Here is a 24086-nt window from a genome sequence, read left to right as displayed (position 1 = left end):
TTCACGCGCCGGGATGTTCTTTTATAGAGATAATACGAATCTCCTTTTTTCTTCACGGTAGTTCCTTTGATCCGATACTTCTGAACCCAATCCGGGTACTTTTTCTCAGTTACTGGCATAATATCCTCCTTTCTGTATAGGTGCAATACACCTATACCATATAGATATTATACCTCTACAGGCACAAAAAATCAAGAGTTACACATGTTTTGTATAACATGCATAACCCCCGATAAAATCTGATCTTTTTATGTTTTTAAAAATCCTTCATGAAACAACCCTGATTCTCACCTTTGACAGTCGATTTAAGTATTTTATTCAACTATAGAGATTTGATGTTGCTGTCTCCAATGTGGTCATATATGTCATATTATCAAAATTTTCCTGCTCTCAAAATATTATACTCTTTATGGTTTCGACTCACTTCATTTTTTCATTTATATAATATGTATAACCAAATTCTGCCCTTCCCGGAAAATCTCTACCAATTCCACCAGTTATCTTTTGTTTTTCTCCTAACACGGTCCATACAACATCTAAACCATTTTGTTCTATAAACTCAAGCAGCACTTTTTTCTTAATATATAAAGCATTGTTTCGGCCATTAACAATCACTGTACTGCCATTTGTATCATATCCAAATGAACCATTCCATGTTAAATTCATTTGATCCATCAAATAATCGGTTATGTATTCTTCCTTCTTTCGTATACATCTTTTTTACATTTTCTTTCTCGCATCTCTTGTTTACAAAATTTGTTACAATACTTATCAAAATCACTTTTTATTATGCGTTGTTGATAATTCTCTATCTTACAAATTTTATCTTTTATTTCTCGTTTAAAATTATTTGTTGACACCTTATCCTTATATACGACATATGAACTTATTATTTCTGCTATTATTTTGTAAATGTTATAAAGTAAATCTAATTTTTGTATATTATCATATTTTTCAAAAAATGATAATATTTCTTCACCAGCTAAATTCCTTCCTATAATATCACGCCCGAAAAATCAATGATTTAAAGCTTGACATTATAGGAAGGAAAGTTTATTGCTAATATCACATATAGCATACTAACTTCTGGAAGTTGCTTATTACCAATATCTTATATCTGCTTCATGAATCTTCCCAAAAGATAAACATTAGTAAATTTCGAGATCGTTCGCTATAGTTCCGAAAGTATATTCACTAAAAGCGTTTATAAAAAGTCCATCACCTCACGGAGACATGTGTACTCACTTCCAATAATTATCCAATCAGCATTTCCCCTAAAATACACTCTTCTCAGGAAAAAGAGCTTAAGTTTGCTAACACAAGTACCTTCCAAATTATGAAACCGGAAACATCCGTCTTTGGCAAAGCTACGTTTACTATAGACAGAGACTACGATGACAATAAGATATTTTTGATATTAGATGCGCTTTGTCAGGATTAAGTGATTGATACTTTGGAAGAATATACTCATATTAAAACGCAATTTGCGAAAAATCAACAATTCTTTTTAACTCCTTCATTCACTTCTTTATATTGCATAATAATAAATTTGATTTTATCCAATAATGGTCTGAAATCATCAAAATTTATTTTCCCATAATTCTTCATCACGTATTTTGAAAATCTGTCTTTCCCGTAATTCTTTTTTTTATCATATTTATCTTCTTTAGTAAATTTTTTGCCCTCTATTTCAATATTCAATACTTTTTCAGGAAACAAATCCTCTATATCACTTAACTCTTTTCCTTCTTGTAGCGGAGTCATCATTAAGAATAAATTTGATTCTAATAATGTATATAATTTTTCTTGCAATTCTGCTTTTTGTTCATCTTTTACATAAGCTCTGCAAAAATTAGAAATTGGTCTATTCTTTTCTCCTAATTCATTGTCAAACAACATGATTACAACATTTTGCGGGCTACTTCCGCGAATATTTTCAAACACTTTAATATATTGCGGATAATTATTATTTGATTGTTTTGAATAATAAAGATAGATATTTTTCATAGTATCCGCGCCATCACTCTGTATATTCAAATAGTTTTTTAATCGTTTACTTTTTTTCAAAAAAGATAAATTATAATGGAATACGCCTTTATCATCTCTCATTACTAATTCCGGATAATCCTTATACATTTTCTTTAAAGCTGCTTTTAAATATATAACATCTGTTTTTCCTTCTGTAACAATTAATGGCTTCTCATTTGCAAAAAAATATTTAAAAAAAAGAAATTTTTGATATTGTTTTTCTCTTCCATTTAACTGATTAAAATTTGTTTTTTTCCCGAAACATTCCGCCTGATTTATAAAAGTAAAACGCCCTTCCAATTGGTTTAGGCTTCCTTTCTCTCCATTTATATAAAATTCTCCTGTCTTATACAAATTATTTGCCATAGCTCTAGTATTCTTATAATATTCTCTTTTTACACTTATTTTTTCGTTTACAACAACTCCTGTAACTTCCTGTCTAGAATCTTTATACGATACTCTTGTTTTCTTTTCATTTAAATGAAATCCTGCTCTTTCCACTTCCTTTTTTAATTTCCCCCAAAAAGCATCCCAATTTTCCATAAAGTATTTGTCATTTGAAGAAAAGGTTAAATCATCTGCATAACGCGTATAATTTAATTTATATTTTTTTGCTAATTTAATTATTCTCAAATCAAAAATATTACAGATATAATTTGAAATAATAGGAGATGTTGGTGCTCCTTGCGGTAAACTTCCTTCGAAACATGTAAGTTGAGCTATTACAGTTGCCACTTCTTCCGCTAATTGAAAATTCTTGTTTTTAATAAAATATCCTCTAACTCGCCCAAAATGAATATTATCAAAAAAATTTTCTAAATCTACATTTACAATAAATCGCTTTTTTCTATGTATCTTTGCATTCGTAAAAATACTTTTTCCTTTTTCAAAAGCTTGTGAAACACTATTAGTTTTTGCTAACTTCGAATTATATTCATATAATTCATTTGCTAATTTTCTTTGAATTAGTTTTAATTCTTTATTTGGTGCATTAATCAAACGCTGTCCACCACTTTTTTTCGGAATTTCAAATGATGTATACATATTCTCCAAATGTTTTATATATAAAAGATATGTTAGTCTTTTATGAGGAATCCCCAAAAGATCTGCTAATTCATTTCTATTTTTAACTTCGTTTATCATTTCAATTTATCCTTTAATAAAAATAACGTGTAGTTACTCATTATGCGATGCCCAAAGACTACTCTGCAACACATCATAGTTAAAAAAGTAAGAGAACGCATATCTTCCTACCATTTTTACCAACACTTGCGAAACACAAGCACAAAATCTAACTACACGTTATTAATAGAATAAAACATTTTCTTATTCTTGACAACCCATATACATATTTTTTATAAAAAAGCAGGCGATAAAAAGCAAGCGCAAAATATTGCTACGTTACGCATAAACTACGCTTGCACCAAAATGATAGATGCAAGCGTTTTCCTCTATTTTAGTTTTGACAGTTAGCTTTCACAGTCTCGCTCAATAGGGCTAGTTGTTCTAACTGTTCATCTGACATTTTATTATTTGACCGTTGTGACAAGAGATGTTGTCTTTAATTTATTCATAATACGCATTCCTCAATTTTATATTATCTTAAGTTAAAATTTAAAGGTACCTCTCACTTCTTTTCTCCTTACTGGTTTGATTCATTTACAGTATTTAATCCTATTTTTCCAATAATATATTCACGCATATCTTCAATAGACTGTTGTAATTGTTGATATGTATATTTTGTATTATTTGTATTTTCCGGATGATGCATAACATCTCTAATATAATGAGTTAATGTTCTCGTTTCATCCCTTATTGTCCCATTCCTCAATAAACGTTTATATGGTATTTGTGTTTTACCATTTTCATACTCTGTAAGCCAATCATTTCCATTAATGAATCCATATAACTCATCATGATATTCTTCTGTCACCTCCCCAAATGCTGTATAATTCACTTCATTCATTGACGGATAAACCAATATATTGCTTTGAACTGAAGTTATACATTTCTCTTTTTGATCATTTTCAGTAACAAGTCTTAAATCATCATATTGAAGTGCTTTTACAATTGCCCCACTATGAGTAGTTAAAACAACCTGTGTATTAGAAGCCTTTGAAAGCTCACTCAACGCCTCAGCAAGAATTTTCTGATTTGAAAAATGCTGTGAAGTTTCTGGCTCTTCGATAGCATAAATAATACCCACACTATCACTTTCCTCTTGTCTTCGCTCTGCCTCTGCTCTAAAAAAATTCAAAAGAATCAACCTCTTAACGCCACTACCTCTTTTATTTATCGGAATATCCTCATCTGCAGTAATTGAAACATTCTTAAAAACATCCGACCATTTTAAACTTGTTGCTGAAGGGATAATTGGTTTTAGAGTATTGGCTACTTCTGGATCCATATCTTTTAACTTTTCCAGCGTACGTTCAGATACTTCTTTTAATTTTTCTTCAACCTGCATCGCAATATTATTCAATGTTTCCTGAATTTCAGTTTCTTGTAAAAATTGAGCCACTGCTGCTTTCAAAGGATCTTGAACTTCTTTGTCTCCATCAGTATTTGCTCTATCAGACTGAAACAAGAAAAAAGCAGGCAAAAACGTCGACATTTTTGCCCATATTTTCTTTGTATCTTCACCTGCAGTAACATCTAAATCCACCATTTTCAGTTCTAACTCATCTTCGTAATATTTCCATATTGCTTTTCTCATAACCGAATTAGTTGCCTGATTATCACACTCTATAGCGCTATCACGAATAATTTTTCTTAATTCTGTAACTTTTTTAGTAAGTAAGTTCGAACAATTATCGTTTGTCGGATGGTATGCTCTGATAAAAGTACCACTACACTTGGTACCATTAAATTTCTTAATTATATCCAATTCTGATTCACGATTAAGCATATATTCTTGTTGAAGTGATGTTCGATATGTTGCATCTACAATAACTTCATCCGGAATTTCACCAAATATCACCTCAATTATAAACTGTCTTTCCTGACTTTCAACATTTACATCTGCTTTATCATATTTTATAATTCCTTTCCCTTCATTAAAAAATAAATCCAACGCTTCAAGCACTGTTGACTTTCCTATATCATTTCGCCCCACAAATACCGTAAGATCATTAAATTCAATCTCTGTTGTATCTTTATAGCCTCTAAAATTTGTCAATTTAATCTTTTTTATTTTCATTTACCTCTCTCCCTTCCTTTGTTATCTTGTTCTAAATCCATACTGCTTACTACTATAATATATTATATACTCCTTTATTGCCCAATCCAATTCTATTCATTCGACAGGTTTTGACATAATTCGACATTTATAAAGGTAACTAATGCTCTGTGACTCCCCCTTAGTCAAAAAAACTATTCTGTTAAACCTTCATTTTATTTTTCTCTCCGTCAATGTTATTTATCATAACATTTTATTCTTTTTCCATCCCTCCTCTTGCACCTTTTCCTATCTTATGTTACTATAAATACGTTAAAACCAATAATCAGCAAACGCAGTTTTGTTATTTAAAACAACATCGTATTGTATAACTATTAAAATACACACATTAAAGAAAGGATTTCACCATGAAAAAATTATCTCAGTCTCTTTTAGCTGACTTGGTTGCTACAAAGAGAAAAGAACAAAACATGACACAGCAGGCACTTGCCGATGCAACAGGAATCAATCGCGCATTAATTTCCCGCCTGGAGAAAGAAGATTTTCTTCCATCTATTCCACAGTTGGAAGCATTGTGCAAAGCTCTTGGATTTGAACCAGATGAAGTTTTCGTAGATAACACAAATACTAAGCTTGCTTCACCGGCACCACTTAATATTGCCGTTGCAGGTACAGGTTATGTAGGACTTTCTATCGCAACTTTGCTTGCGCAGCACAATCACGTTACTGCAGTAGACATCATCCCTGAAAAAGTCGATTTGATCAACAATAAGAAATCTCCTATCCAAGATGATTATATTGAGAAATACCTTGCTGAGAAGGAGCTTGATCTGACAGCTACTTTAGATGGTGAAGAAGCTTATAAAAATGCTGATTTTGTTGTCATTGCAGCACCTACAAACTATGACAGCAAAAAGAACTATTTTGATACTTCTGCTGTAGAGGCTGTTATCGAACTTGTTTTGAAAGTAAATCCAGATGCAATCATGGTGATTAAATCTACAATCCCTGTTGGATATACTGACTCTGTCCGCAAGAAATATAACACTAGCAATATTATTTTCAGCCCGGAATTTTTGAGAGAATCAAAAGCGCTCTATGATAACCTCTATCCAAGCCGTATCATTGTTTCTACTGATAAAAATGATGAACGCCTTGTAAAAGCATCAAGAGATTTTGCTGCACTTCTTCAGGAAGGTGCACTCAAACAAGATATTGACACATTATTTATGGGATTCACTGAAGCTGAAGCTGTAAAATTATTTGCAAATACATATCTTGCACTTCGTGTTTCTTATTTTAATGAGTTAGATACTTACGCAGAAATGAAAGAACTGAATACACAGGATATTATCAATGGTGTGTGTTTAGATCCACGAATCGGAACACATTACAACAACCCTTCTTTCGGATATGGCGGATATTGCTTACCGAAGGATACAAAACAGCTGCTTGCCAACTACAATGATGTTCCTCAAAATATGATGAGTGCAATCGTGGAAAGTAACCGAACAAGAAAAGACTTTATTGCTGACCGCGTGCTTGAACTGGCAGGTGCTTATGAAGCGAATAGTTCATGGGATGCAACAAAAGAAAAAGAAGTTGTTGTCGGTGTTTATAGACTAACTATGAAGAGTAATTCTGATAACTTCCGTCAGAGCAGTATCCAGGGCGTAATGAAACGAATCAAAGCGAAAGGTGCAACTGTTGTAATCTATGAACCAACACTTGAAAATGGAACAACATTTTTTGGAAGTAAAGTTGTAAATGATCTTGCTGAATTCAAAAAGCTCAGCCACAGTATCATTGCAAACCGTTATGATTCTTGTCTGGATGATGTCCGCGATAAAGTATATACAAGAGACTTATTCCAGCGCGACTAATTATCTTTCAATAATAATTAATACAGATTCAAGTTTTGAAACGAGGAAAGTGCTATGAAAAATCAAAATGTAACTTTAAAAAATGCAACGATTCTTGTAACAGGTGCAGCCGGTTTTATCGGCTCTAACCTCGTTCTTGAATTGCTTCGTACTACAGAGCCTGTTCATATCATCGGCATTGATAATATGAATGATTATTATGATGTTTCAATCAAGGAATATCGTTTAAGAAAAATTAAAGAAGAAGTCCAGAAACATACTGCATCATCTTGGAATTTTATAAAAGGATCTATCGCCGACAAAACTTTGATTGATCAGATTTTTACAGATTATAAACCAACTGTTGTTGTAAATCTGGCTGCTCAGGCAGGTGTGCGCTACTCTATCACAAACCCTGATGTTTATATCGAATCAAACCTGATTGGATTTTACAACATTTTAGAGGCATGTCGTCATTCTTACGATGCCGCTTCCTGCGATGATTCTTATCATGGAGTAGAGCATTTGGTATATGCTTCTTCCTCATCTGTATACGGAAGCAACAAAAAAATCCCTTACTCTACAGATGATAAGGTAGATAATCCGGTTTCACTGTATGCTGCCACTAAAAAGTCAAACGAATTGATGGCTCATGCTTACAGCAAACTCTATAACATTCCATCCACCGGCCTTCGTTTCTTCACAGTATACGGACCGGCAGGAAGACCAGACATGGCATATTTTGGATTTACAAATAAATTACGTGCGGGAGAAACAATTCAAATTTTTAACTACGGAAATTGCAAACGTGACTTTACATTTGTCGATGATATTGTAGAAGGAGTCAAACGCGTAATGCAAGCAGCTCCTGAAAAGAAAAACGGCGAAGATGGACTTCCAATCCCACCATACGCCGTATATAACATTGGTAACAATCAGCCTGAAAATCTGCTTGACTTTGTAGATATTCTTCAACAAGAGCTGACTCGTGCCGAAGTTCTGCCTGCTGATTACGATTTCGAAGCACATAAAAAACTGGTTCCTATGCAGCCAGGTGATGTTCCGATCACTTATGCAGATACTACTGCATTGGAAGAAGATTTCGGATTCAAACCTAGCACAAGTTTAAGAGATGGTCTTCGAAAATTTGCTGAATGGTATAAAGAATTTTATAAAAATTAATCTATTCTTGAAAAACCTTCTTTGTAAGATTACAGAGAAGGTTTTTTAAGAGTAATTTCCTAAAAATTCGAATGGCAGCTGACACCTTTTAGAGCCATGTTCATTGTTTTAAAAATCTGACTCTGTACAATCTAAAAATCGTTTCACTGTTCGTTTCTCCCTTGCTTCGATTTTTATTGCTTCATTTTTATCCTGCCATTTCTAAGTCCTCTTTCTCTTACATCAATCCCATTGACATCATATATTCTGTAAAATCGCCAATACTCATGTTAACTCCGTTATCATACATCATCTGTACTCCGGTTTTCATTTGCTCTATTGCTTCCTGTATCGTTGGATCCGAAGGATCAATCCACGACATTTCATCATCTGACAATCCCCCGACTTTTTGTACAATTACCATACAGCAATTTACTTTCTCAGTGTCAGACGCAGCATTCCAATCTTCTTTCAGCCAGTTAAGATATTGATTACCGAAATCTTTTCCCGATGCAATTGATAATTCTTCAGGCATTGAAAAAAATCTATTTCCAACCGCTGTCATATCCTCTTCATTTACTTCGTACTGTTTCACTTCTTCATCATACATAATTCGCACCGGAAAACTTTCAGGCTCACCAAATGTTTGATTAGAGGCAGCATTCTCATAAGCCTTCATAACAACTTCACCAAGCTGATCCAGACTCGGCGTAGCTATTGCGCTCTTCACCGTTTCCTTCAGTGCAAGTTCTATAAAATCAGACGGATATACCAATACATTTACAGTATAATTTCCTTCTTTATCTACTTCTGTTTCCTGTATGCTCTGCTCCTGATAACAGTTCATACGGTGTTACATCCAATACTTCACAAATTATCAAAATCTTATCACTAAAAATTTAATACTGCCTGACACCTCTTTTGTAAAGCTACTGCTCCAGCTCCGCAATAACTTTTTCAATTACAGCAACCTCTTCTTCCAACTCTTCTGCAATCACATCGATATCCTTTCCCTTCAGCAATTTCTTCTGAACTTGCTGTTTGAGAAGATCTTTTTTTCCCAATTCAAGACCGGTCTTTCTTCCTTCTTCAATTCCCGCTTTCCTGCCAGCCTCCATTGCTCTTTCTTCAATTCCCTCACTCAGATTACACATTGTCTTCACTTCCTCCTCTATTGATTCTTCCATTGGTATATCATGTTCATTTTCAAGTATATCCAATTTTTCATCTACTTTTAATTTCTCTGACAGTAATGTTCCTAACAATCGATGTAATTCATTGTTTTCATCTTTATCTGATAATTTTCCAGCTACTCCTACCATAATGATATTCAGCAGTTCAAGTTTTCCTTTCCACTTATAATCGCCCATGATTACATCATTTGTCAGATGAATATGATTCATACAATCTTCCTTCATATTCATACATATCCAAATCGAATATACCTTCTTAATGTCGTTGTAATTGCTTCCTTTAAACTCGCGATTCTTCTGCGACGAAATCATCCGACTGATATAAAAGATTGCACGATTTAAAATATCATAATCTGTAGAATATAGATGGCGCATCGCACCTTAGAATTCATTAAGAAATATGCTTTTCTCTACTCTAGCATATATGGAATGTTGATGCAATACTGTAAATGCAAAAGGATAGTATCTCTTTTCTTCTTTTGTGTAATAAGGTAAATACTCTACTAACAGAGGTCTTGGGCCCACAATACTCATATCACCTCCTGATGTAAAGGTAGAAACAACTTTTTTTCAAAGAAATTTTTTCATCACAGAACCATGCACTTACCCTCGAAAAATCGCACAAAAAAAGAACCTCCGATTTCTCAGAAGTCCTTATTTTACGCCATTTCTTTAAAATTCATCTGCTGTCTGCTCTGTTGCCTGCTTCATATCAAATTCGACCAGATTATGCTCTATATGGCACATTCCAGTCAATCGGTATGTCTTTTCCTTATCCCAATTACATGTATTCCAGATCATCCGTAACATTGGCACACTACTGATCTTAAATTCCCAATTCTCCGGATTGTATTTAGGCACACGAAAACATTCTGCTTCCTTTCTGGCACATGCCTGTACCACTAAGCCTTTCTTATCAGGGTTAAAAAGGAACCGTATGTACCTCGGCTCTCCCAGTGCCACTATTGTTGAATGAAAAATTCTTATCTTTCCCCATTTTTGGCACAAAGAAATCCCTGGTATCATCATATTGTTTTCCTGCATATTGATACCTCCAATCTCAGAGCAGACTTTTCCCTGTCTTCATCTATTTTGGTGTTGTAAATTCAGCATATCCCTTCAGCATATTTATTTCCAAGGCTTTCCTATGTTCCTCTACTGGCAATCCAAAAGAATCTTTCCATTCTTTCGGATAAAAAGGTGTACAAGTCTTTTTATTTATTTCTTCAGTAGAAGCATTATCCTCTGATGCATTCGATAATGACGTTCCTTCTATATTATTGCTACTCTCTGCACTTTCTTGATTTTCTGCATTTTTCTTCTGACGTTTTCCCTTAGTATCCAGGTATATCTCTGTCTCCATCAGATCAAATACATATATTGTCTCACCTTCAAACGAAATCTTATGTCCTAAAATCTTATAACGGCAATCCAGATTCCACCCCATCATTTCATACATCATGGCAGAAAAGATTTTGTTTGTCATTTTCCTGCTTTTTCTTTTATCTGGTTTTGCCACGCACCAGCGAAGTGCATCTTTATCATTTTCTTCGCATTTTCGGACAACCATTCTTTTATTTTCCTGGTTTACAAGTATCTGTATATAAACCGCATCCTCCAATCCGGCAATGCAGGCTGTATTAAATGTTACGCTATCTCTCCGGATCACAACAGCAGGCTCTCTTAAATGTGCAAACAACTCACGTCTGACAACCTGATAACCGTCATAACTGAAATCCTCTGCCAGCTCTATCGCTTTTTGATCAACAATCTCCTGTTCATCTGTGTAATTTGTTGTATCACTCATATGTAGCACACCTCATTCTATCTATCAGTTTCTCAGCTTCTCCCATCAAATCATCCAATATTTCTCTGGTTATGATTTCCATACCTTCAACCGTCTTTGCCGGGCGTAGTATTTCCCAGTTTCCTTTATATGCTATTCGTTGAAAAAAAACTGTTCTGTTTGTTGTTTCTCCAAAATTATGAATCCATGCTTTTGGATAAAGTACTTTCTTAACAGTCTTCATATTTTCAGATGGGGCTTCTACCGATGAGTCTATATGTTGTTCTTCAACATATTCTTGTACGAATACCTCTGGTTCTTCCAATTCAAATATCAATAGTTGCTCGTCTGAATTGCCACAGAATTGTCCTCGTAATTTATATTTACAATCACTGTCCCAATTCATAAGCTCAAATAACGGTTCCGAGAACCCTTTGCAGCTCTTTGGCAGAACTGCCCATCGTCCATTTCGTATAGTTCCCCATTTTATAGCATTTACATTACTTTTTTCACAGGGACGAACAGCGATACATTTTTCTACCGAATTAAATAACAACTCCACGTATTCTACATTTTCAAATTTTTTCATACACGCAGTATTAAACGTAATCTTCCCAGAAGATATTGTGACTACCGGATCAAACCTTGTTGAAAAAAACTGTGCTCTTACGATCTCATATCCGCTTAAATCGAATGCACTTTTGTTCGTTTGCTCTGCATGAATCTCGTTCGTATCTTCATCGTATGCACTTAATGATGCTTTTTTATAATCATCTGTTGAAAATCCATTCCATGCCCGGTTTACCGGCACAAATCCCTTTAATACTCCCTGGTCAACTACTTGCAATGTAGGCAGAGGATACCCTTTTCTACTATACTTTCCTGCTTCTAACAGTTTTTGTGCCGCATTATAAATTTCTCTGCTTACTATTGCTTCATGGTGATCTGCTTGCCTGTATTGATTTCTGTCATGGTTATTTTTCTTTGACTTATGATCCAGATAATTAGGTGTGAATGTTTTTCTGGATAAAACATCGCCACAATGCCTTTCATTGCGAAGAATATTTACAACTGCACTTCCTGTCCACTTTGTGTTTCCCAGTTTTGTTTTCCGTCCCAAATCCATTAATATCTCAGCTATTTCAGAAGTCGGAAAACCACTTAAAAACAGATAATAACACAGTCTGACCGTATCTGCTTCTGTTTCGTTGATAACAAGATTTCCATCCTCGTCTTTATCATATCCTAAAAGTTTTGGTGTTAGAAAAATCCCCCTTGAAAACCGTTGTTCAATAGAGATATTCATAATTTCACTTTTCGTGTGCGATTCTTCCTGTGCTGCTGCCGACAACACTGCAAGCATCATTTCACTTGTATTATCAAGCGTATAAATGTGCTCTGTCTCAAAAAATACACCCACCTGTGGCTTCATATTTGCCAGTTCACGAACCTTAGCAATACAGTCAACAATATTTCTGGCAAATCTGGATACGCTTTTGGTAACTATCAAATCTATTCTTCCAGCTTGGCAATCTGAAATCATACGATTAAATTCATCTCTATGCAATAAGGATGTTCCTGAAATACCTTCATCTGCATATATTCCAACAAGGTTCCATCCTGCATGTTCTTTTATCATATCTTCATAATGATTTTTCTGCAGTTCATATGAAGATGTCTGATTAGCGTCGTCCGTAGACACACGACAATATGCACACACTCTTTTTGTGCCTACATCCTCAAATAGTTTTTCTTTCTGTTTCGCTGGAATGAACTCCAATTCACTACGATCTACGCCCTTGTATCTTGCACGAATCTTCTCTTTTCGTTCTTCCTGGCTTACAGCATGTTTTTCTTGTTCATTCATATGCTGTCCCCCACTTCCATATGCCAGTACCATATCTTGCCTTTTTTATATGCACTAATCTCCGCAATTTTCTTTGCTTCCTGTACCGTTCGCTTGGCAATACCATATTCTTTCATTTTTTCATAGATATATGTACTTGGCAGATCTTCCACCGCCAATAACGTTTGAAGATATTCAATCGCAACATCTTTTTTGGCGGTACTTTTTTCCACAGCCAGCAATTCCTCTATATTTATCTGACATTTTCCCATCCAGTGAAAACCTTTTTCTTTATCCAGTTCAAATCCGATTGGTTCGCCTTCTGGTGCAAGGCTCGATTTCACCGGAAACATATATCTTTTCCATGGTTCTTCTTTGTCTCTTGATACCATAAGAATACTTCTCACTGTTGCGGCAATATCAATACTTCCTAATCCTCTATAAATCTGCTTTCCACCGCTATTCTTTGTCATATGCCCCACCAGAACAATCGCACAGTTTGTTTCTTCTGCAACCTTGGATAGTTTTGACAGTGTTTCCCGCATTTTTACGGCATTGGTCATATTTCCATTATGTCCAATAAATGCCTGTATCGGATCAAGCACAACCATTTTTGCACCAATCTGGTTAATTGCAGTCTTTATGCGTTCATCTTCCAGTGTCAGTTCTCCATTATCGTCTTTTATAAATGCAACTCTATTACAATCTGCCCCTGCCTGTTCAAGTCTTGGTTTTATCGTATCGCTTTTTCCATCTTCTGAGCATTGATAAATCACAATCTCCGGTTTTTTTATCTTTTGACCGTCCGGTAAATATCCGCCTTTTGTCAATATAGCTGCAATATGAATAATTAATGTTGATTTTCCTTCTCCCGGATCACCTTGTAACATTGTAATTTTCCCACAGGGAATATATGGATACCATATCCATTCCACCTCCGAGGTTTTCACGTTGGAATAAAATTCAACACCTGTAATTGTATCTTCCAAATTTGATACCCCCGGTGTTTTATGTGTTTTTCTACTACATGTGAATAATTACACTAAAGTTCTACTTATATTTAATTATAATATATCTCTTTTAGGAATACAATAAGAAATATCAAATGTGTGTGGAGTTTCATTGCAAACATTAACTAATAGTCAAAGTCTAGGAGGTGACAGGTTTGGAAGTAGAAATTGATTATCTTGCTATTGGAAAGAGAATCCGCACTGCACGTCTGTCAAAAAAAATGACTCAGGAAACACTTTCAAATATGATTGACGTTGCCCCTACCTATGTCAGCAGTATCGAAAACGGACATACCAAGTTAAGTCTGGCTACTCTGTTAGGGATTGCACAGAGTCTTGATACAACCGTGGATCAGCTCTTATACGATAATACCCCTGTGTTGGTTTCCAAGTTCGATGCTGATATAAAAGAACTTACTTCTGATTGCAGCAATCAGGAAAAAGAATTTTTACTGGAAATTATAAAATCAACAAAAACTGCATTACGCAACTACAAGCCCGTCAAATAATTCAAGGATGCAGAAACTCCTTTATTTCTGCATCCTTCTTTTATCCTTTTGCGGTCTTGCTTCCTTGCAATCTTGTATTAAATACGGAGGATTCATATGAAGAAAAACGCTATACTTTTTTCAGCAAGCAATTATACAAAGTCACCTCTGATCCAAATTAACAATCTACCTGGTGTAAAATATGACATTCAAGCAATGCATAAACGACTTACCCAAATTGGATTTGAAGTCAAACAAATAGAAAACATTTCAAAAGATCAAATCATTCCTGCTTTAGAAGATAATGCTTCCCATTCGCCTTGTGATGCTATCCATATCGTATACTTTACCGGACACGGCGGACATAATAACGGTAATAATTATATTTATCCAGTTGATTTTGCATCCGAGTTTGAGAAAAGCAAGGATATTGAAACATCCGCAATGAATATTCAAGATATTATCTCTCTATATAAAGGAAAAGGACGCCTTATCCTCATTCTGGATGCCTGTCGTTCAGATTTTGGCTTATCTAAAGGATATTATTCTGAGATAACTGCTGCTGAAGATGTATATATTGCTTACGGAACTCAGTTTCAATATACTTCTATCGGTATTGCCAATCAAATGAGTCCATTTACCCAGGCTATCTGTGATGAGATATTAGAACCAAACATTGATGTAGATGAGTTATTTACACGAGTACGCAGAAATGTGTATTCCAAATATCAAATTCAGATCCCTGCCAGTGTTAATGCCCTTCTCAATAGAATTGTTTTACATAAACAACTAAGTTATACGAATTTCGATGAAGAAGTGTACAAATTTGTAAAAAAATATGCGGACGATTACAACAATAAATATGGATACTTTCATGGTGATGATCTGATTTTTATAGACGCTGCTCAATATTTCAATATCAGTTTCTTAGATGCCGTATGGAAATTTAGGAAAGTAGATAATAAGGTATATACTGATAGAGGTGCAAAAATCCCTCTCCTTCCAGAAGATGAAGCAAAATTTATCACCTTTCACGGATTATTCCGTGACAAAGAATATTTTACATGTGATGAAAATCATACTTGGTATTATAATGGACGCCAAATCCGTATGGGAGAAATCCCACCATTACCAGCAAGTATGCAACCCGAAGCTCCTGAAGTTGGAAAAGAATTATATGTCACCTTTGACATTCAAAAATATGACAATTCTATCATAATAACCACCAACTTGCCTGATAATTATATTCTCCTAGTAAAGAGCAATCTTTCCAAAAATTCAGACCGCAAGACAGTAACAAACGGTTCTGTAATGATTGAAAATGCCCAAAATATTTCATCCATAACCATCGGCTCCGCTTTTATCACCGATTCTTCTGTTAAAGAACAACTAGGAAAAAGAGCCAGAAACCTTCTTGGCAAATATGTAAAATACGATCCTGTTTGTGGAAATCAAATAAGTGCTGTTTTTAACTTTTAACAATTATTCATTACTGCTGATATACAATCATTGCATATCAGCAGTAATATATATACTTACTCACAATACAGCCACCGATCACCATCCCAATATGGCTGTGCTTCACTTCTGGAATTGTACATTTCATCAAACAAATTAAAAGCTACTAATCTTGCTGTATCAAAATCTGAAATCTTTCTTCCATGATAATCCCAACGCCATTTTCCTGCGTATATAACACCCCACCCCGTATCATATTTGCTACGCATAATTGTAATGTTTTCGCCTTTATACTTTAACGTAAAATTCCCAGTTCTAACTACCTGACGCCATTCTTTTTTCATAAAATTCTTTTTTCGTTGTACTCGATTTTTCAAATCTCTTTCCCTTGCTTCCGGATTTTCGTAGTCATCCGTCATATGGCAAGCACAAATACAACCTACTCTCAATTCTCCTGGGAATTCTGGATGTGTCATAATATGCACATATCGTATTTTCTCGTTACCACACATTTCACATCGTTCGTATTCTATATCTTCTCCAAATTCCGCTTCTTCCCCCAAATCTTCCATTCCTATTTCCGTCCATCCTTTATGTGGAATGTCTTTCTTATCCCATCGCATTTTACCGCCTCCCGTCAACATTCATACTAAATATGCTAACATATTATTTAAAAATATACAACATATAGGGAAGTTAGTGCCTATTTTTTTCAGCACAACTTCCCTATACCATACTTCAAATTTTAAATTTCCGAATCAAACATTGACAACCCTGCCAACATCATATCTTCATCCATATCCAGATTTTCATTATCTTCTGACTCCGCTTCTGGCTTATTCTGATCACCTGTCTCAGTCATAGATTTCTCAATTCTTGATAAAAAATCTTTATCCTGCAATAATTGCCTTTTAATATCTTCTATATTTATGTTTCCGGTGGAAGAAACCGTATTCACTGCTGTCTCTCCGTTTTTCATCCAGGCATGAACCAGTTCTGTCACAAGTGCCGTCTTGCATCTTTTCTTGGTCTTTAAATATTCTCCCGCTTCTCTTTGGCGTTCATCATCTTCATTGAAAATCAGCACAACCTTTATCTGTCCCATGAACCGCACCTCCTACCCTCTACGCAGGCGAGCTGCTGTCAATTTTTCATATCCGATAGCATTAGCACGCACATCATCAATAAATTCCACATATTTAAACTCTGAGGAATTTTCAATTTGCTTTCTCAACAGCAAACTTCCACCACCAAGAAAAACAGCCGGATTAGTTCTGAAATCAGTCACATGAGTATGTAGTTTATTAATGATTCTCTGTAACCAGTTTTCTGCCATTCTCTGAATTTCCACAATTACTTCCTCGTCCAGAATGGTTTCCTCCTGCATTAACACCTGTTCCACATCAGAAGAATCTAAGTGAATACCATAGTTCTGCTGTATTGCATTGGAAATTTCCGACCTGAGAACTGCCATACCTGAACGATCACTGACACGGACAGATAAATCCGGTTTTCCATTTCTAATCACCAGAAGATCAACCGTTCCGTCTCCAATATCAATGCAGTTTACTGTGCGGTATTTCTTTAAAAGGCTTGCTTTAAAGCACATAACAGCCGCAAAGTTCTGAGGACTGACAAATACATCCTTCAAATAGAAACTTACAGTTTTTCCATTCATTTTAAATGTAATTCCATGTTTTGCATAATCTAAAAAATATTTCTTGAATGATGTTGCCTGCTGCCCATAATCTGCCGGAGGTAATCCGATTCCCAGTACTACATCTTTTCCCGTCAACGTAATTCCCTTATTCCGGGCTTCCATTGTAAGAGCATATAATGTCAAAATAAAATAATCATCATCTACTGTTTTGTCTGCCTTAAATGGCATTTTTGTATCAGACAACGTATAATAGGTTCCCTGGTATTCCAAAATATCCTCATTCATAAATCTTCCCGGTTCTGACACATATCGAACAAGACCACATGGGAAGCATACACTTTCTCCCTTCATATTTCCGTTTCCATGGTCAATTCCAAAAATAAGCTCTGCCATTGCTTTTCCTCCTGTTTTTTAACTGTACTTTAAGTAACATCAGTATATCTCTCAGTTTCAATTTTACTAATATTTAAGTAGCGCTTATCTGTAATCTGCTATCACTTTTGTATGTCTTGTTCTACTTAAATATTACTTTTGTATGTGCTTTAAATATATACCATACATTTGTATGTGTCAATACATTTTTATATATTTTTGTGTATTTTATGATAGGAAATATGATATAATCCAGCTATGGAGGTAGCATAATGACTGTTGGTGAAAAAATTAAATATTTTAGAACTTTACATGGTTTTACCCAGGATCAGCTTATACAGGCTACTGGTCTAAGCATAAGTACATTGCAAAAATATGAATCTGATGAACGCAAACCTAAACCGGAACAGCTCTTAAAAATATCCCAGGCACTCGGCATCAGCATAAATGTTTTCATGGATTTTGATATTCATACCGTTTCTGATCTGCTCTCACTTATTTTCAAAATGAATGAGCAACTGGATTTAAACTTTACTTCTCAAAAGGACAGCAATGGGAATATTCTGCCCGATACCCTGACGCTTTCATTTGGAAATCCGGTAATTAACCAAAAACTTTCTACTTACGTTGCTTTTCTAAATAAAATGGCAGATTCAGAAAAGGAACAATACACCCAAGCACTTCAGGAATTAGAGAACCACCTTCTTGATGACAGTACAGATATTCAAAAAACAGCTCCGATTAAGGAAGCATCTGCTCCAGCTTCTGATTCTGCTTTTTCCGATCCTTCCTATCAGAAAATACAGAACCTGTTATCTGATTGTACTTCACAGGAAATGGAATGGATTTTAAAGTCTGTACAACTTATAAAAGAATGTATGCGTAATACTCATGAGTAGCTATAATTTTCCGCAACCAAATACAAAATGAGAGGAAAACAGTTATGCTGCATCCTCTCATTTTCGTACTATCATTTTTTCAAATCTTCTATGATCTTTTCCAGATTAATACCCATTCCATTAAATTGTGGCTGTAAAATCAAATACTCTTTCAACGGTGAAAGCTTACCAAGTATCTTCCTAATCCGACCACTTTTCTTTTCCAGCTCTAATTCCAGCTCCTTCAAGCACAATTTATAATATGGAACTGCAATATTTATTTCCTTCAAATAACCTTTCAGTGTTTCTATGCTTGAAGTGTCGTTCAAACGTATGGCTGCATTTCCTAATATTATCAGAAAATCTATACAATCCACGCCCAATGTATTAAACTCGACATTTTCCAGATATTCTTTTAAATTCTTAATCTTATTTTGTTCTACCAAGCAATTCAACAAATAAATCTGTGCAAATGCGTTTTCTTCATATCCCAGACTTGTAGTAAAATGTTGCTCTGCCACTTCATAGTTTCCCAACTTCCAATTTACATAGGCTATGTCAGAAAAATATTTTGCCTTGCCAGAACTATTGAAATTATCAACCTTCATTTGCTTGCGGATCTCCAGAGCTTTATCGAGCCATTTTCTATCTGGCTCAAAATTATAATACAATTCATACATTTGAGCAGTTATATCCTGTGAATACAGCTCAATTTCCGTATAAGGTACTCCTTTTTCCAATTTCTCAATCACTTCATCTGCAATCTTTTTTGCACCCTCATTATCGGATACTAACGAAAGCTGTATTGCCTTGTCAAATTGATATTTTAATTTCATCAGAGAATCCTCTGATTTTTCGATCAAAATGTCATCTAATTTCAGCAACTTTGTCAACTCTCCTGTTGGTAATATTACTGACCGCAGTAATTCCAACATTCTTTGATCTGTGTGTACATCGACTTTTATATTCTTTGCAATAGCTTCAATCTGTTCTGTGAATCTGCCATCTTCATTATTCAAATCATAATACAATAACTGGTAGTATTCGCATTCATTTTTCCATTCTTCCGCATCAACCAATTTATTTATAGTCTCAAATCTTTCTCCCCAATTATCAGTATTTCCTTCCGGAATGCTGCAAAAAATGCGGTCTGCCAGTTCCGATAATGCATTTATATCTTGATGAAGTATGAATTTCCCAATTGCCGGATTATCCTTTAAACTTCTATTTGTATGCTTCTTAACTTTCACCAGGTAATCCGTCAGCATAGCAATTGCTATGTAATATGCTTTTATATAATTTTTACTTTCAAGCTCCCTTTTATAATCCTCTATTTTCATTCCACTGAATGGTTTACAGCAAATCCCATACATTCGCCCTGATCCGCAAAGACATTTTTCATCATCTAACATATTTCTTCTCTCCCTGTTTATGTACTGATTGATATTCTACCACATCTTTCTGCATCAAGAAATGGCAAAATAAAACCACAGGCTGTCAACCCGTGGTCATATTCTCTACCATATTATTCCCTTACATTCTTTTTCCGTTATATCCGGCCAGCATTCTGCTGATCGGATAGCCTACTATGTACCATATTGCTCTGACTGCCAGACCTGCTGCAATCACACATCCAAATACGCCACCTACAATTACGCACAGGGCAACCATTCCAAGAATACCGGATAAATCCCAGTGCCATGGAACAATAATAAACATATGCGGTATTCCTACCGGAACTCCATACACCAACATCAAGCGGAACCAGTCAATTTCTCCATTCACTATATAAATATACTGTCCAAGCCAGCCGATCAGCAACAAACCTGTGAATACTAAAACCCCTTTACATATAAAATTCTTAAATGTCATGCTTCTTTTTCCCCCTTCTGGTATTTTTCGATTGCCCGCATGAGAATATCATCAAACTTAAACACAACCTCTATCCGTTTTTTATCGTACACATATACTGTATCAATCGTAGCATCAACCAGCTCCTGTGTGATTTTTTCATGCTGCATTTCTCCATCAAGCAACTCTATCGCAGACGCTACTTTGTTTTTATAGGTACTTTCCTCTACTGATAAGTGAGTAAGTCTTTCCATTTCCGTCTCATTGCGGTTGACTTTATCTGTAAGCTGTTGCTTCATAAGCAAATATTTATCTTTTGTAATAATTCCTTCTGCATATGCTTCATATTGCCGCATTCGCTCACTTTTCAATTTGTCATTTTCTAATTCCAATTGCTTTAGCTTCTTTTTCCTTACACCGTCTAACGCATTTGCTTTTTCCTCAATATCTTCCCGAATCATATCAAGTACATAGAGAACTTGTTGCAGTGCATACCATACATGCCCCTCTATAATCATAACAGGAACCGCTTCATCTGAACATTTTGAAAACTTCCCCGTCAGTTTTTTATGCGGACAGTACACTTTATCATTTGCACCAGACTCCATCAGAACCATCGAACGTCTGCAGTTTCCACATCTTAATTTCCCCTTCAATGCAAATTTTCTTGTTCCTCGGTATCCTGGCTTATTCATAAACATGATCGTTGCTTTTGCCAGTTCATATTCTTCTTCTGATACGATTGCCGGATGAACATTTTTTGTAATAACCATATCTCCATATTTTGATTTTCTGGTTATTTTACTTCCAACTGCAACACTCTGTCGTTTTCCCTGTACTAATGCTCCTGTATATTCATATCTGCAAAGGATTGTACGAATCATCCCACAATCCCATAATACTTCTGTCTCTGGTAATTTCTGATTATATCCATAATGTGTCAGACCATTTTCTTTATTATATTTTCCCGGTGTAGGTATCTTCTGCTCATTCATATAATACATAATCTGCGTAGTATTACAGCCTTCTATTGCTTTGTCAAAAATAGCTCTTACATATTTTCCTGCTACCGGATCGATCACCCATTCTCCCGTCTCAGTATCTCTTAAATATCCAAATGGCGGTTTTCCTCCCGTCCATTGTCCGTTTTTCCATTTCACTCTCAACGCACTTTTTATCTTCTTCGAAATATCTTTGCTGTAAAGATTATTAACCAGGTTATGAATAGCCATATCCATTCCCATCGTTTTCCCAAGATAATCATTACTGTCATAATTATTGTTGACTGAAATAAAACGAATTCCCAGTATTGGAAGTATCTGCTCCAGATAATCTCCAACACCAATATAATCCCTTCCAAATCTGGAAAAGTCTTTTACAATGATCGTATCTATCTTTCCTGCCTTTGCGTCTTCTATCATTCTTTTAAATTCCGGACGTTCAAAATTTGTTCCCGTATAGCCGTCATCGGCGTATTCTATATATTCGTCAGCCAGATCATCCCTGTCCTGCAAAAAGTTCACAAGAAGCGTTTTCTGATTTTCAATACTATTACTTTCATCTTTATTATTTTTTCCCAGATCACCATCTGCAAGTGACAATCTAAGATATAATGCGTTCTTCAGCACTCTTAACACCCTCTATCAATTCTATTATCTGCTGGAATTTATCATCACATTTGAAACATACATGAATGTTCCCATTTTTATATACTTCCACATATTCTACAAGTTCCTGCACCAGCTTTTCATTGAAACTTCGTTCAGACAAATATGGCTCCAGATTATCTACCATATCCATATATCTGTCGGCTTTCTTTTCCAGCATTCTTTGTTTCTGTTTTGCAGCTTGCAATTCATCCCTTAATTCCTGTAAGTTCTGAATGTACCGCTCCTTCATCATGTCAAAATCTTCTTTTTCAACAATACCACATACATAATTTTCATATAATGTTGCATTCTTTTCTTCTGCCTGCGATACCTTTCTTTCCAACATCCGCACATTTGCACCGGCTTCATAAAAAGCATTTTTTTCACTGGTATCGGTTTTCATTTTCTGTAACAACTTCTTCCTGTCGCATAAACTCCTTATAAGAATTTGAATCTGATCCATCACAAGCATTTTCAGTAAATTTTCTTCTATTTTCTGGTCACAATGATTTTTAGCATGATTTTGGGCGGAACACGTGTAATACATTCCAACTTTCTCCATCGTTTTATAATTATGCGTATATCGGACACAATACATCGTCCGACCGCAATCTCCACACCGTACCATTCCGGCAAAGTAATCTTTGTATTTCTCCCGATCTTTCATATATTTCACACGCCAGTCCTTCGTTATTTTTTTCATTGCATTTGCTCTTTCCTGCAATTCTTCATAATCGTCTCTGGCAATCATAGGCTGATGCATATCTCTTTGAATATTCCAGTCTTCCGGACTTGTCTTATACTGTTTGACGCCTTTATACAACGCTTGTTTCAATTTTCCTGTCACAATATCTCCGGCATATGTCGGATTATTCAAAATTTTATCTACACTGTCCGCACGCCATTTTGTCTTTTCCAGGGGAACCGTTAAATTTTCCATCTTCTCTCGCTGCCCTGGTGTTGCAATACCCATAAGATTTAATCTGTCTGCAATTTTAGGCTTACTGACTCCCATCATGTACCACTGAAATATCATTCTTACAAATGGGGCTGTCTCCTCATCCACAATCTGTCTGTGCCTGTCTTCTGAGCGAATATACCCAAACGCCACCTTACTCAATGTCACATTTCCATTTCTCCTCTGTGCATCCTTTGCAGCCAATATTTTCTTTGACATATCTTTTGCATACATGGCATTAACCATATTTTTCAGAGGTACACTGATATTCTCCTGATCTTCCTTTCTGGAACTGTCATAATCATCCGTAATTGCAATAAACCTTACATTAAGTCTTGGAAGAATGGTTTCCAGATAATATCCTGTTTCCAAATAATCCCTGCCAAAACGTGATAAGTCTTTTACAACAATGCATTGAATTTTTCCTGTTTTCACATCTTCCATAAGTTTTATGAATCCAGGTCGATCAAAATTGGTTCCACTAAATCCATTGTCACTATATGTACCTGCCAGTCGCAAGTCAGGATGTTCTTCAATATATTTTTCAACCAACATCTGTTGTACTACCAGCGTTTCATCTGTCTCATTTCCACCGTTCTCAACAGACAAACGAACATATATTGCTGTATCTAACAGATTTTTATTTTTGACTATGTCCTGAGAAATATTTACTTCAGTACTTTTATTTCTTCTGCTTTTTCTCGCCAT

The 24086-nt window shown here is 35.2% G+C and carries 21 protein-coding genes and 1 pseudogene; 5 read left to right on the top strand and 17 right to left on the bottom strand.

Features of this window, described 5'->3' with window-relative positions:
* Positions 1 to 420: 420 nt before the first annotated feature.
* The 3 genes from D8Q48_RS13720 to D8Q48_RS13710 form a co-directional block, all read right to left on the bottom strand.
* Complete coding sequence (locus D8Q48_RS13720; RefSeq protein ID WP_147422757.1) at positions 421 to 666, bottom strand: hypothetical protein; 246 nt, start codon at positions 664 to 666, stop codon at positions 421 to 423.
* A gap of 828 nt (positions 667 to 1494) precedes the next feature.
* Positions 1495 to 3171 (bottom strand): retron Ec67 family RNA-directed DNA polymerase/endonuclease, encoded by a 1677-nt coding sequence (locus D8Q48_RS13715; protein WP_121056852.1) that lies wholly within the window; start codon positions 3169 to 3171, stop codon positions 1495 to 1497.
* Positions 3172 to 3670: 499 nt separating this feature from the next.
* Positions 3671 to 5227, bottom strand: a complete 1557-nt coding sequence (locus tag D8Q48_RS13710; protein WP_121056850.1) for an ATP-binding protein — start codon at positions 5225 to 5227, stop codon at positions 3671 to 3673.
* Between the two features lie 386 nt (positions 5228 to 5613).
* Between D8Q48_RS13710 and D8Q48_RS13705 the strand changes: the two genes are divergently transcribed.
* Both D8Q48_RS13705 and D8Q48_RS13700 read left to right on the top strand, forming a co-directional pair.
* The gene (locus tag D8Q48_RS13705; RefSeq protein ID WP_121056848.1) at positions 5614 to 7089 is read left to right on the top strand and encodes a nucleotide sugar dehydrogenase; all 1476 of its coding nucleotides are present in this window, start codon (positions 5614 to 5616) and stop codon (positions 7087 to 7089) included.
* A gap of 54 nt (positions 7090 to 7143) precedes the next feature.
* Complete coding sequence (locus D8Q48_RS13700) at positions 7144 to 8250, top strand: NAD-dependent epimerase/dehydratase family protein (protein ID WP_121056846.1); 1107 nt, start codon at positions 7144 to 7146, stop codon at positions 8248 to 8250.
* A 217-nt stretch (positions 8251 to 8467) separates the two neighbouring features.
* On the opposite strand, the gene D8Q48_RS13695 is transcribed toward D8Q48_RS13700, so the two are convergent.
* The 7 genes and pseudogenes from D8Q48_RS13695 to D8Q48_RS13660 form a co-directional block, all read right to left on the bottom strand.
* Positions 8468 to 9076, bottom strand: a complete 609-nt coding sequence (locus D8Q48_RS13695) for a hypothetical protein (RefSeq protein WP_130647845.1) — start codon at positions 9074 to 9076, stop codon at positions 8468 to 8470.
* 82 nt (positions 9077 to 9158) lie between these two features.
* On the bottom strand, positions 9159 to 9632 hold the full coding sequence (locus D8Q48_RS13685) for a hypothetical protein (protein ID WP_191855127.1): 474 nt from the start codon (positions 9630 to 9632) through the stop codon (positions 9159 to 9161).
* 258 nt (positions 9633 to 9890) lie between these two features.
* Positions 9891 to 9962: pseudogene (locus D8Q48_RS13680) on the bottom strand (sugar transferase); the annotation flags it as partial.
* A 132-nt stretch (positions 9963 to 10094) separates the two neighbouring features.
* On the bottom strand, positions 10095 to 10466 hold the full coding sequence (locus D8Q48_RS13675) for a hypothetical protein (protein ID WP_117636451.1): 372 nt from the start codon (positions 10464 to 10466) through the stop codon (positions 10095 to 10097).
* A gap of 43 nt (positions 10467 to 10509) precedes the next feature.
* Positions 10510 to 11229 carry an integrase gene (locus D8Q48_RS13670; protein WP_121056844.1) on the bottom strand — a complete coding sequence of 240 codons (720 nt, stop codon included), beginning with the start codon at positions 11227 to 11229 and terminating at the stop codon, positions 10510 to 10512.
* Entirely contained in the window at positions 11222 to 13075 is a 1854-nt protein-coding gene (locus tag D8Q48_RS13665; protein ID WP_158576603.1) for a recombinase family protein, read from the bottom strand. The genes D8Q48_RS13670 and D8Q48_RS13665 overlap by 8 nt, the downstream gene beginning before the upstream one ends.
* A complete protein-coding gene (locus D8Q48_RS13660; RefSeq protein WP_121056843.1) occupies positions 13072 to 14043 on the bottom strand; it encodes an AAA family ATPase in 972 nt (323 codons plus the stop codon). The genes D8Q48_RS13665 and D8Q48_RS13660 overlap by 4 nt, the downstream gene beginning before the upstream one ends.
* Positions 14044 to 14219: 176 nt before the next feature.
* Here D8Q48_RS13660 and D8Q48_RS13655 point away from each other — a divergent pair, with 176 nt between their 5' ends.
* The gene (locus D8Q48_RS13655) at positions 14220 to 14573 is read left to right on the top strand and encodes a helix-turn-helix transcriptional regulator (RefSeq protein ID WP_117636447.1); all 354 of its coding nucleotides are present in this window, start codon (positions 14220 to 14222) and stop codon (positions 14571 to 14573) included.
* 96 nt (positions 14574 to 14669) lie between these two features.
* A complete protein-coding gene (locus tag D8Q48_RS13650) occupies positions 14670 to 16031 on the top strand; it encodes a caspase family protein (protein ID WP_121056842.1) in 1362 nt (453 codons plus the stop codon).
* Positions 16032 to 16087: 56 nt separating this feature from the next.
* On the opposite strand, the gene D8Q48_RS13645 is transcribed toward D8Q48_RS13650, so the two are convergent.
* From D8Q48_RS13645 to D8Q48_RS13635, 3 genes are all read right to left on the bottom strand, one after another.
* Positions 16088 to 16633 carry a hypothetical protein gene (locus D8Q48_RS13645; protein WP_118062412.1) on the bottom strand — a complete coding sequence of 182 codons (546 nt, stop codon included), beginning with the start codon at positions 16631 to 16633 and terminating at the stop codon, positions 16088 to 16090.
* Between the two features lie 122 nt (positions 16634 to 16755).
* The gene (locus D8Q48_RS13640) at positions 16756 to 17115 is read right to left on the bottom strand and encodes a hypothetical protein (RefSeq protein WP_121056841.1); all 360 of its coding nucleotides are present in this window, start codon (positions 17113 to 17115) and stop codon (positions 16756 to 16758) included.
* 12 nt (positions 17116 to 17127) lie between these two features.
* Positions 17128 to 18063: a ParM/StbA family protein gene (locus tag D8Q48_RS13635; protein WP_121056839.1), complete on the bottom strand. Its 936-nt coding sequence runs from the start codon at positions 18061 to 18063 to the stop codon at positions 17128 to 17130.
* Between the two features lie 251 nt (positions 18064 to 18314).
* On the opposite strand from D8Q48_RS13635, the gene D8Q48_RS13630 reads away from it, so the two are divergent.
* Complete coding sequence (locus D8Q48_RS13630) at positions 18315 to 18941, top strand: helix-turn-helix transcriptional regulator (RefSeq protein WP_121056837.1); 627 nt, start codon at positions 18315 to 18317, stop codon at positions 18939 to 18941.
* A 71-nt stretch (positions 18942 to 19012) separates the two neighbouring features.
* Here D8Q48_RS13630 and D8Q48_RS13625 read toward each other — a convergent pair whose 3' ends face one another.
* From D8Q48_RS13625 to D8Q48_RS13610, 4 genes are all read right to left on the bottom strand, one after another.
* Complete coding sequence (locus tag D8Q48_RS13625) at positions 19013 to 20332, bottom strand: hypothetical protein (RefSeq protein ID WP_121056835.1); 1320 nt, start codon at positions 20330 to 20332, stop codon at positions 19013 to 19015.
* A 121-nt stretch (positions 20333 to 20453) separates the two neighbouring features.
* Positions 20454 to 20792, bottom strand: a complete 339-nt coding sequence (locus D8Q48_RS13620; protein WP_118383824.1) for a DUF6050 family protein — start codon at positions 20790 to 20792, stop codon at positions 20454 to 20456.
* The gene (locus tag D8Q48_RS13615; RefSeq protein ID WP_172697016.1) at positions 20789 to 22399 is read right to left on the bottom strand and encodes a recombinase family protein; all 1611 of its coding nucleotides are present in this window, start codon (positions 22397 to 22399) and stop codon (positions 20789 to 20791) included. Before D8Q48_RS13615 ends, D8Q48_RS13620 begins: the two co-directional genes overlap by 4 nt.
* Positions 22374 to 24086, bottom strand: coding sequence for a recombinase family protein (locus D8Q48_RS13610; RefSeq protein ID WP_118420036.1), 1713 nt, complete (start codon positions 24084 to 24086; stop codon positions 22374 to 22376). Before D8Q48_RS13610 ends, D8Q48_RS13615 begins: the two co-directional genes overlap by 26 nt.

It is taken from the genome of Ruminococcus sp. B05 (assembly GCF_003628495.1).
In the GTDB taxonomy this organism is placed as follows: Bacteria; Bacillota; Clostridia; order Lachnospirales; family Lachnospiraceae; genus Schaedlerella; species Schaedlerella hominis.
The sequence above is the reverse complement of the archived record's forward strand: the minus strand, read 5'-3'. Positions and strand labels throughout refer to the sequence as shown.

Bases quoted from the DNA above. Each gene is read 5' to 3' on its own strand.
- D8Q48_RS13650 (WP_121056842.1), top strand. From the start codon at position 14,670: ATGAAGAAAAACGCTATACTTTTTTCAGCAAGCAATTATACAAAGTCA.
- D8Q48_RS13620 (WP_118383824.1), bottom strand. From the start codon at position 20,792: ATGACATTTAAGAATTTTATATGTAAAGGGGTTTTAGTATTCACAGGT.
- D8Q48_RS13670 (WP_121056844.1), bottom strand. From the start codon at position 11,229: ATGAGTGATACAACAAATTACACAGATGAACAGGAGATTGTTGATCAA.
- D8Q48_RS13675 (WP_117636451.1), bottom strand. From the start codon at position 10,466: ATGCAGGAAAACAATATGATGATACCAGGGATTTCTTTGTGCCAAAAA.
- D8Q48_RS13695 (WP_130647845.1), bottom strand. From the start codon at position 9,076: ATGAACTGTTATCAGGAGCAGAGCATACAGGAAACAGAAGTAGATAAA.
- D8Q48_RS13715 (WP_121056852.1), bottom strand. From the start codon at position 3,171: ATGATAAACGAAGTTAAAAATAGAAATGAATTAGCAGATCTTTTGGGG.
- D8Q48_RS13610 (WP_118420036.1), bottom strand. From the start codon at position 24,086: ATGGCGAGAAAAAGCAGAAGAAATAAAAGTACTGAAGTAAATATTTCT.
- D8Q48_RS13640 (WP_121056841.1), bottom strand. From the start codon at position 17,115: ATGGGACAGATAAAGGTTGTGCTGATTTTCAATGAAGATGATGAACGC.
- D8Q48_RS13705 (WP_121056848.1), top strand. From the start codon at position 5,614: ATGAAAAAATTATCTCAGTCTCTTTTAGCTGACTTGGTTGCTACAAAG.
- D8Q48_RS13630 (WP_121056837.1), top strand. From the start codon at position 18,315: ATGACTGTTGGTGAAAAAATTAAATATTTTAGAACTTTACATGGTTTT.
- D8Q48_RS13645 (WP_118062412.1), bottom strand. From the start codon at position 16,633: ATGCGATGGGATAAGAAAGACATTCCACATAAAGGATGGACGGAAATA.
- D8Q48_RS13665 (WP_158576603.1), bottom strand. From the start codon at position 13,075: ATGAATGAACAAGAAAAACATGCTGTAAGCCAGGAAGAACGAAAAGAG.
- D8Q48_RS13625 (WP_121056835.1), bottom strand. From the start codon at position 20,332: ATGTTAGATGATGAAAAATGTCTTTGCGGATCAGGGCGAATGTATGGG.
- D8Q48_RS13710 (WP_121056850.1), bottom strand. From the start codon at position 5,227: ATGAAAATAAAAAAGATTAAATTGACAAATTTTAGAGGCTATAAAGAT.
- D8Q48_RS13635 (WP_121056839.1), bottom strand. From the start codon at position 18,063: ATGGCAGAGCTTATTTTTGGAATTGACCATGGAAACGGAAATATGAAG.
- D8Q48_RS13700 (WP_121056846.1), top strand. From the start codon at position 7,144: ATGAAAAATCAAAATGTAACTTTAAAAAATGCAACGATTCTTGTAACA.
- D8Q48_RS13685 (WP_191855127.1), bottom strand. From the start codon at position 9,632: ATGAATCATATTCATCTGACAAATGATGTAATCATGGGCGATTATAAG.
- D8Q48_RS13720 (WP_147422757.1), bottom strand. From the start codon at position 666: ATGAATTTAACATGGAATGGTTCATTTGGATATGATACAAATGGCAGT.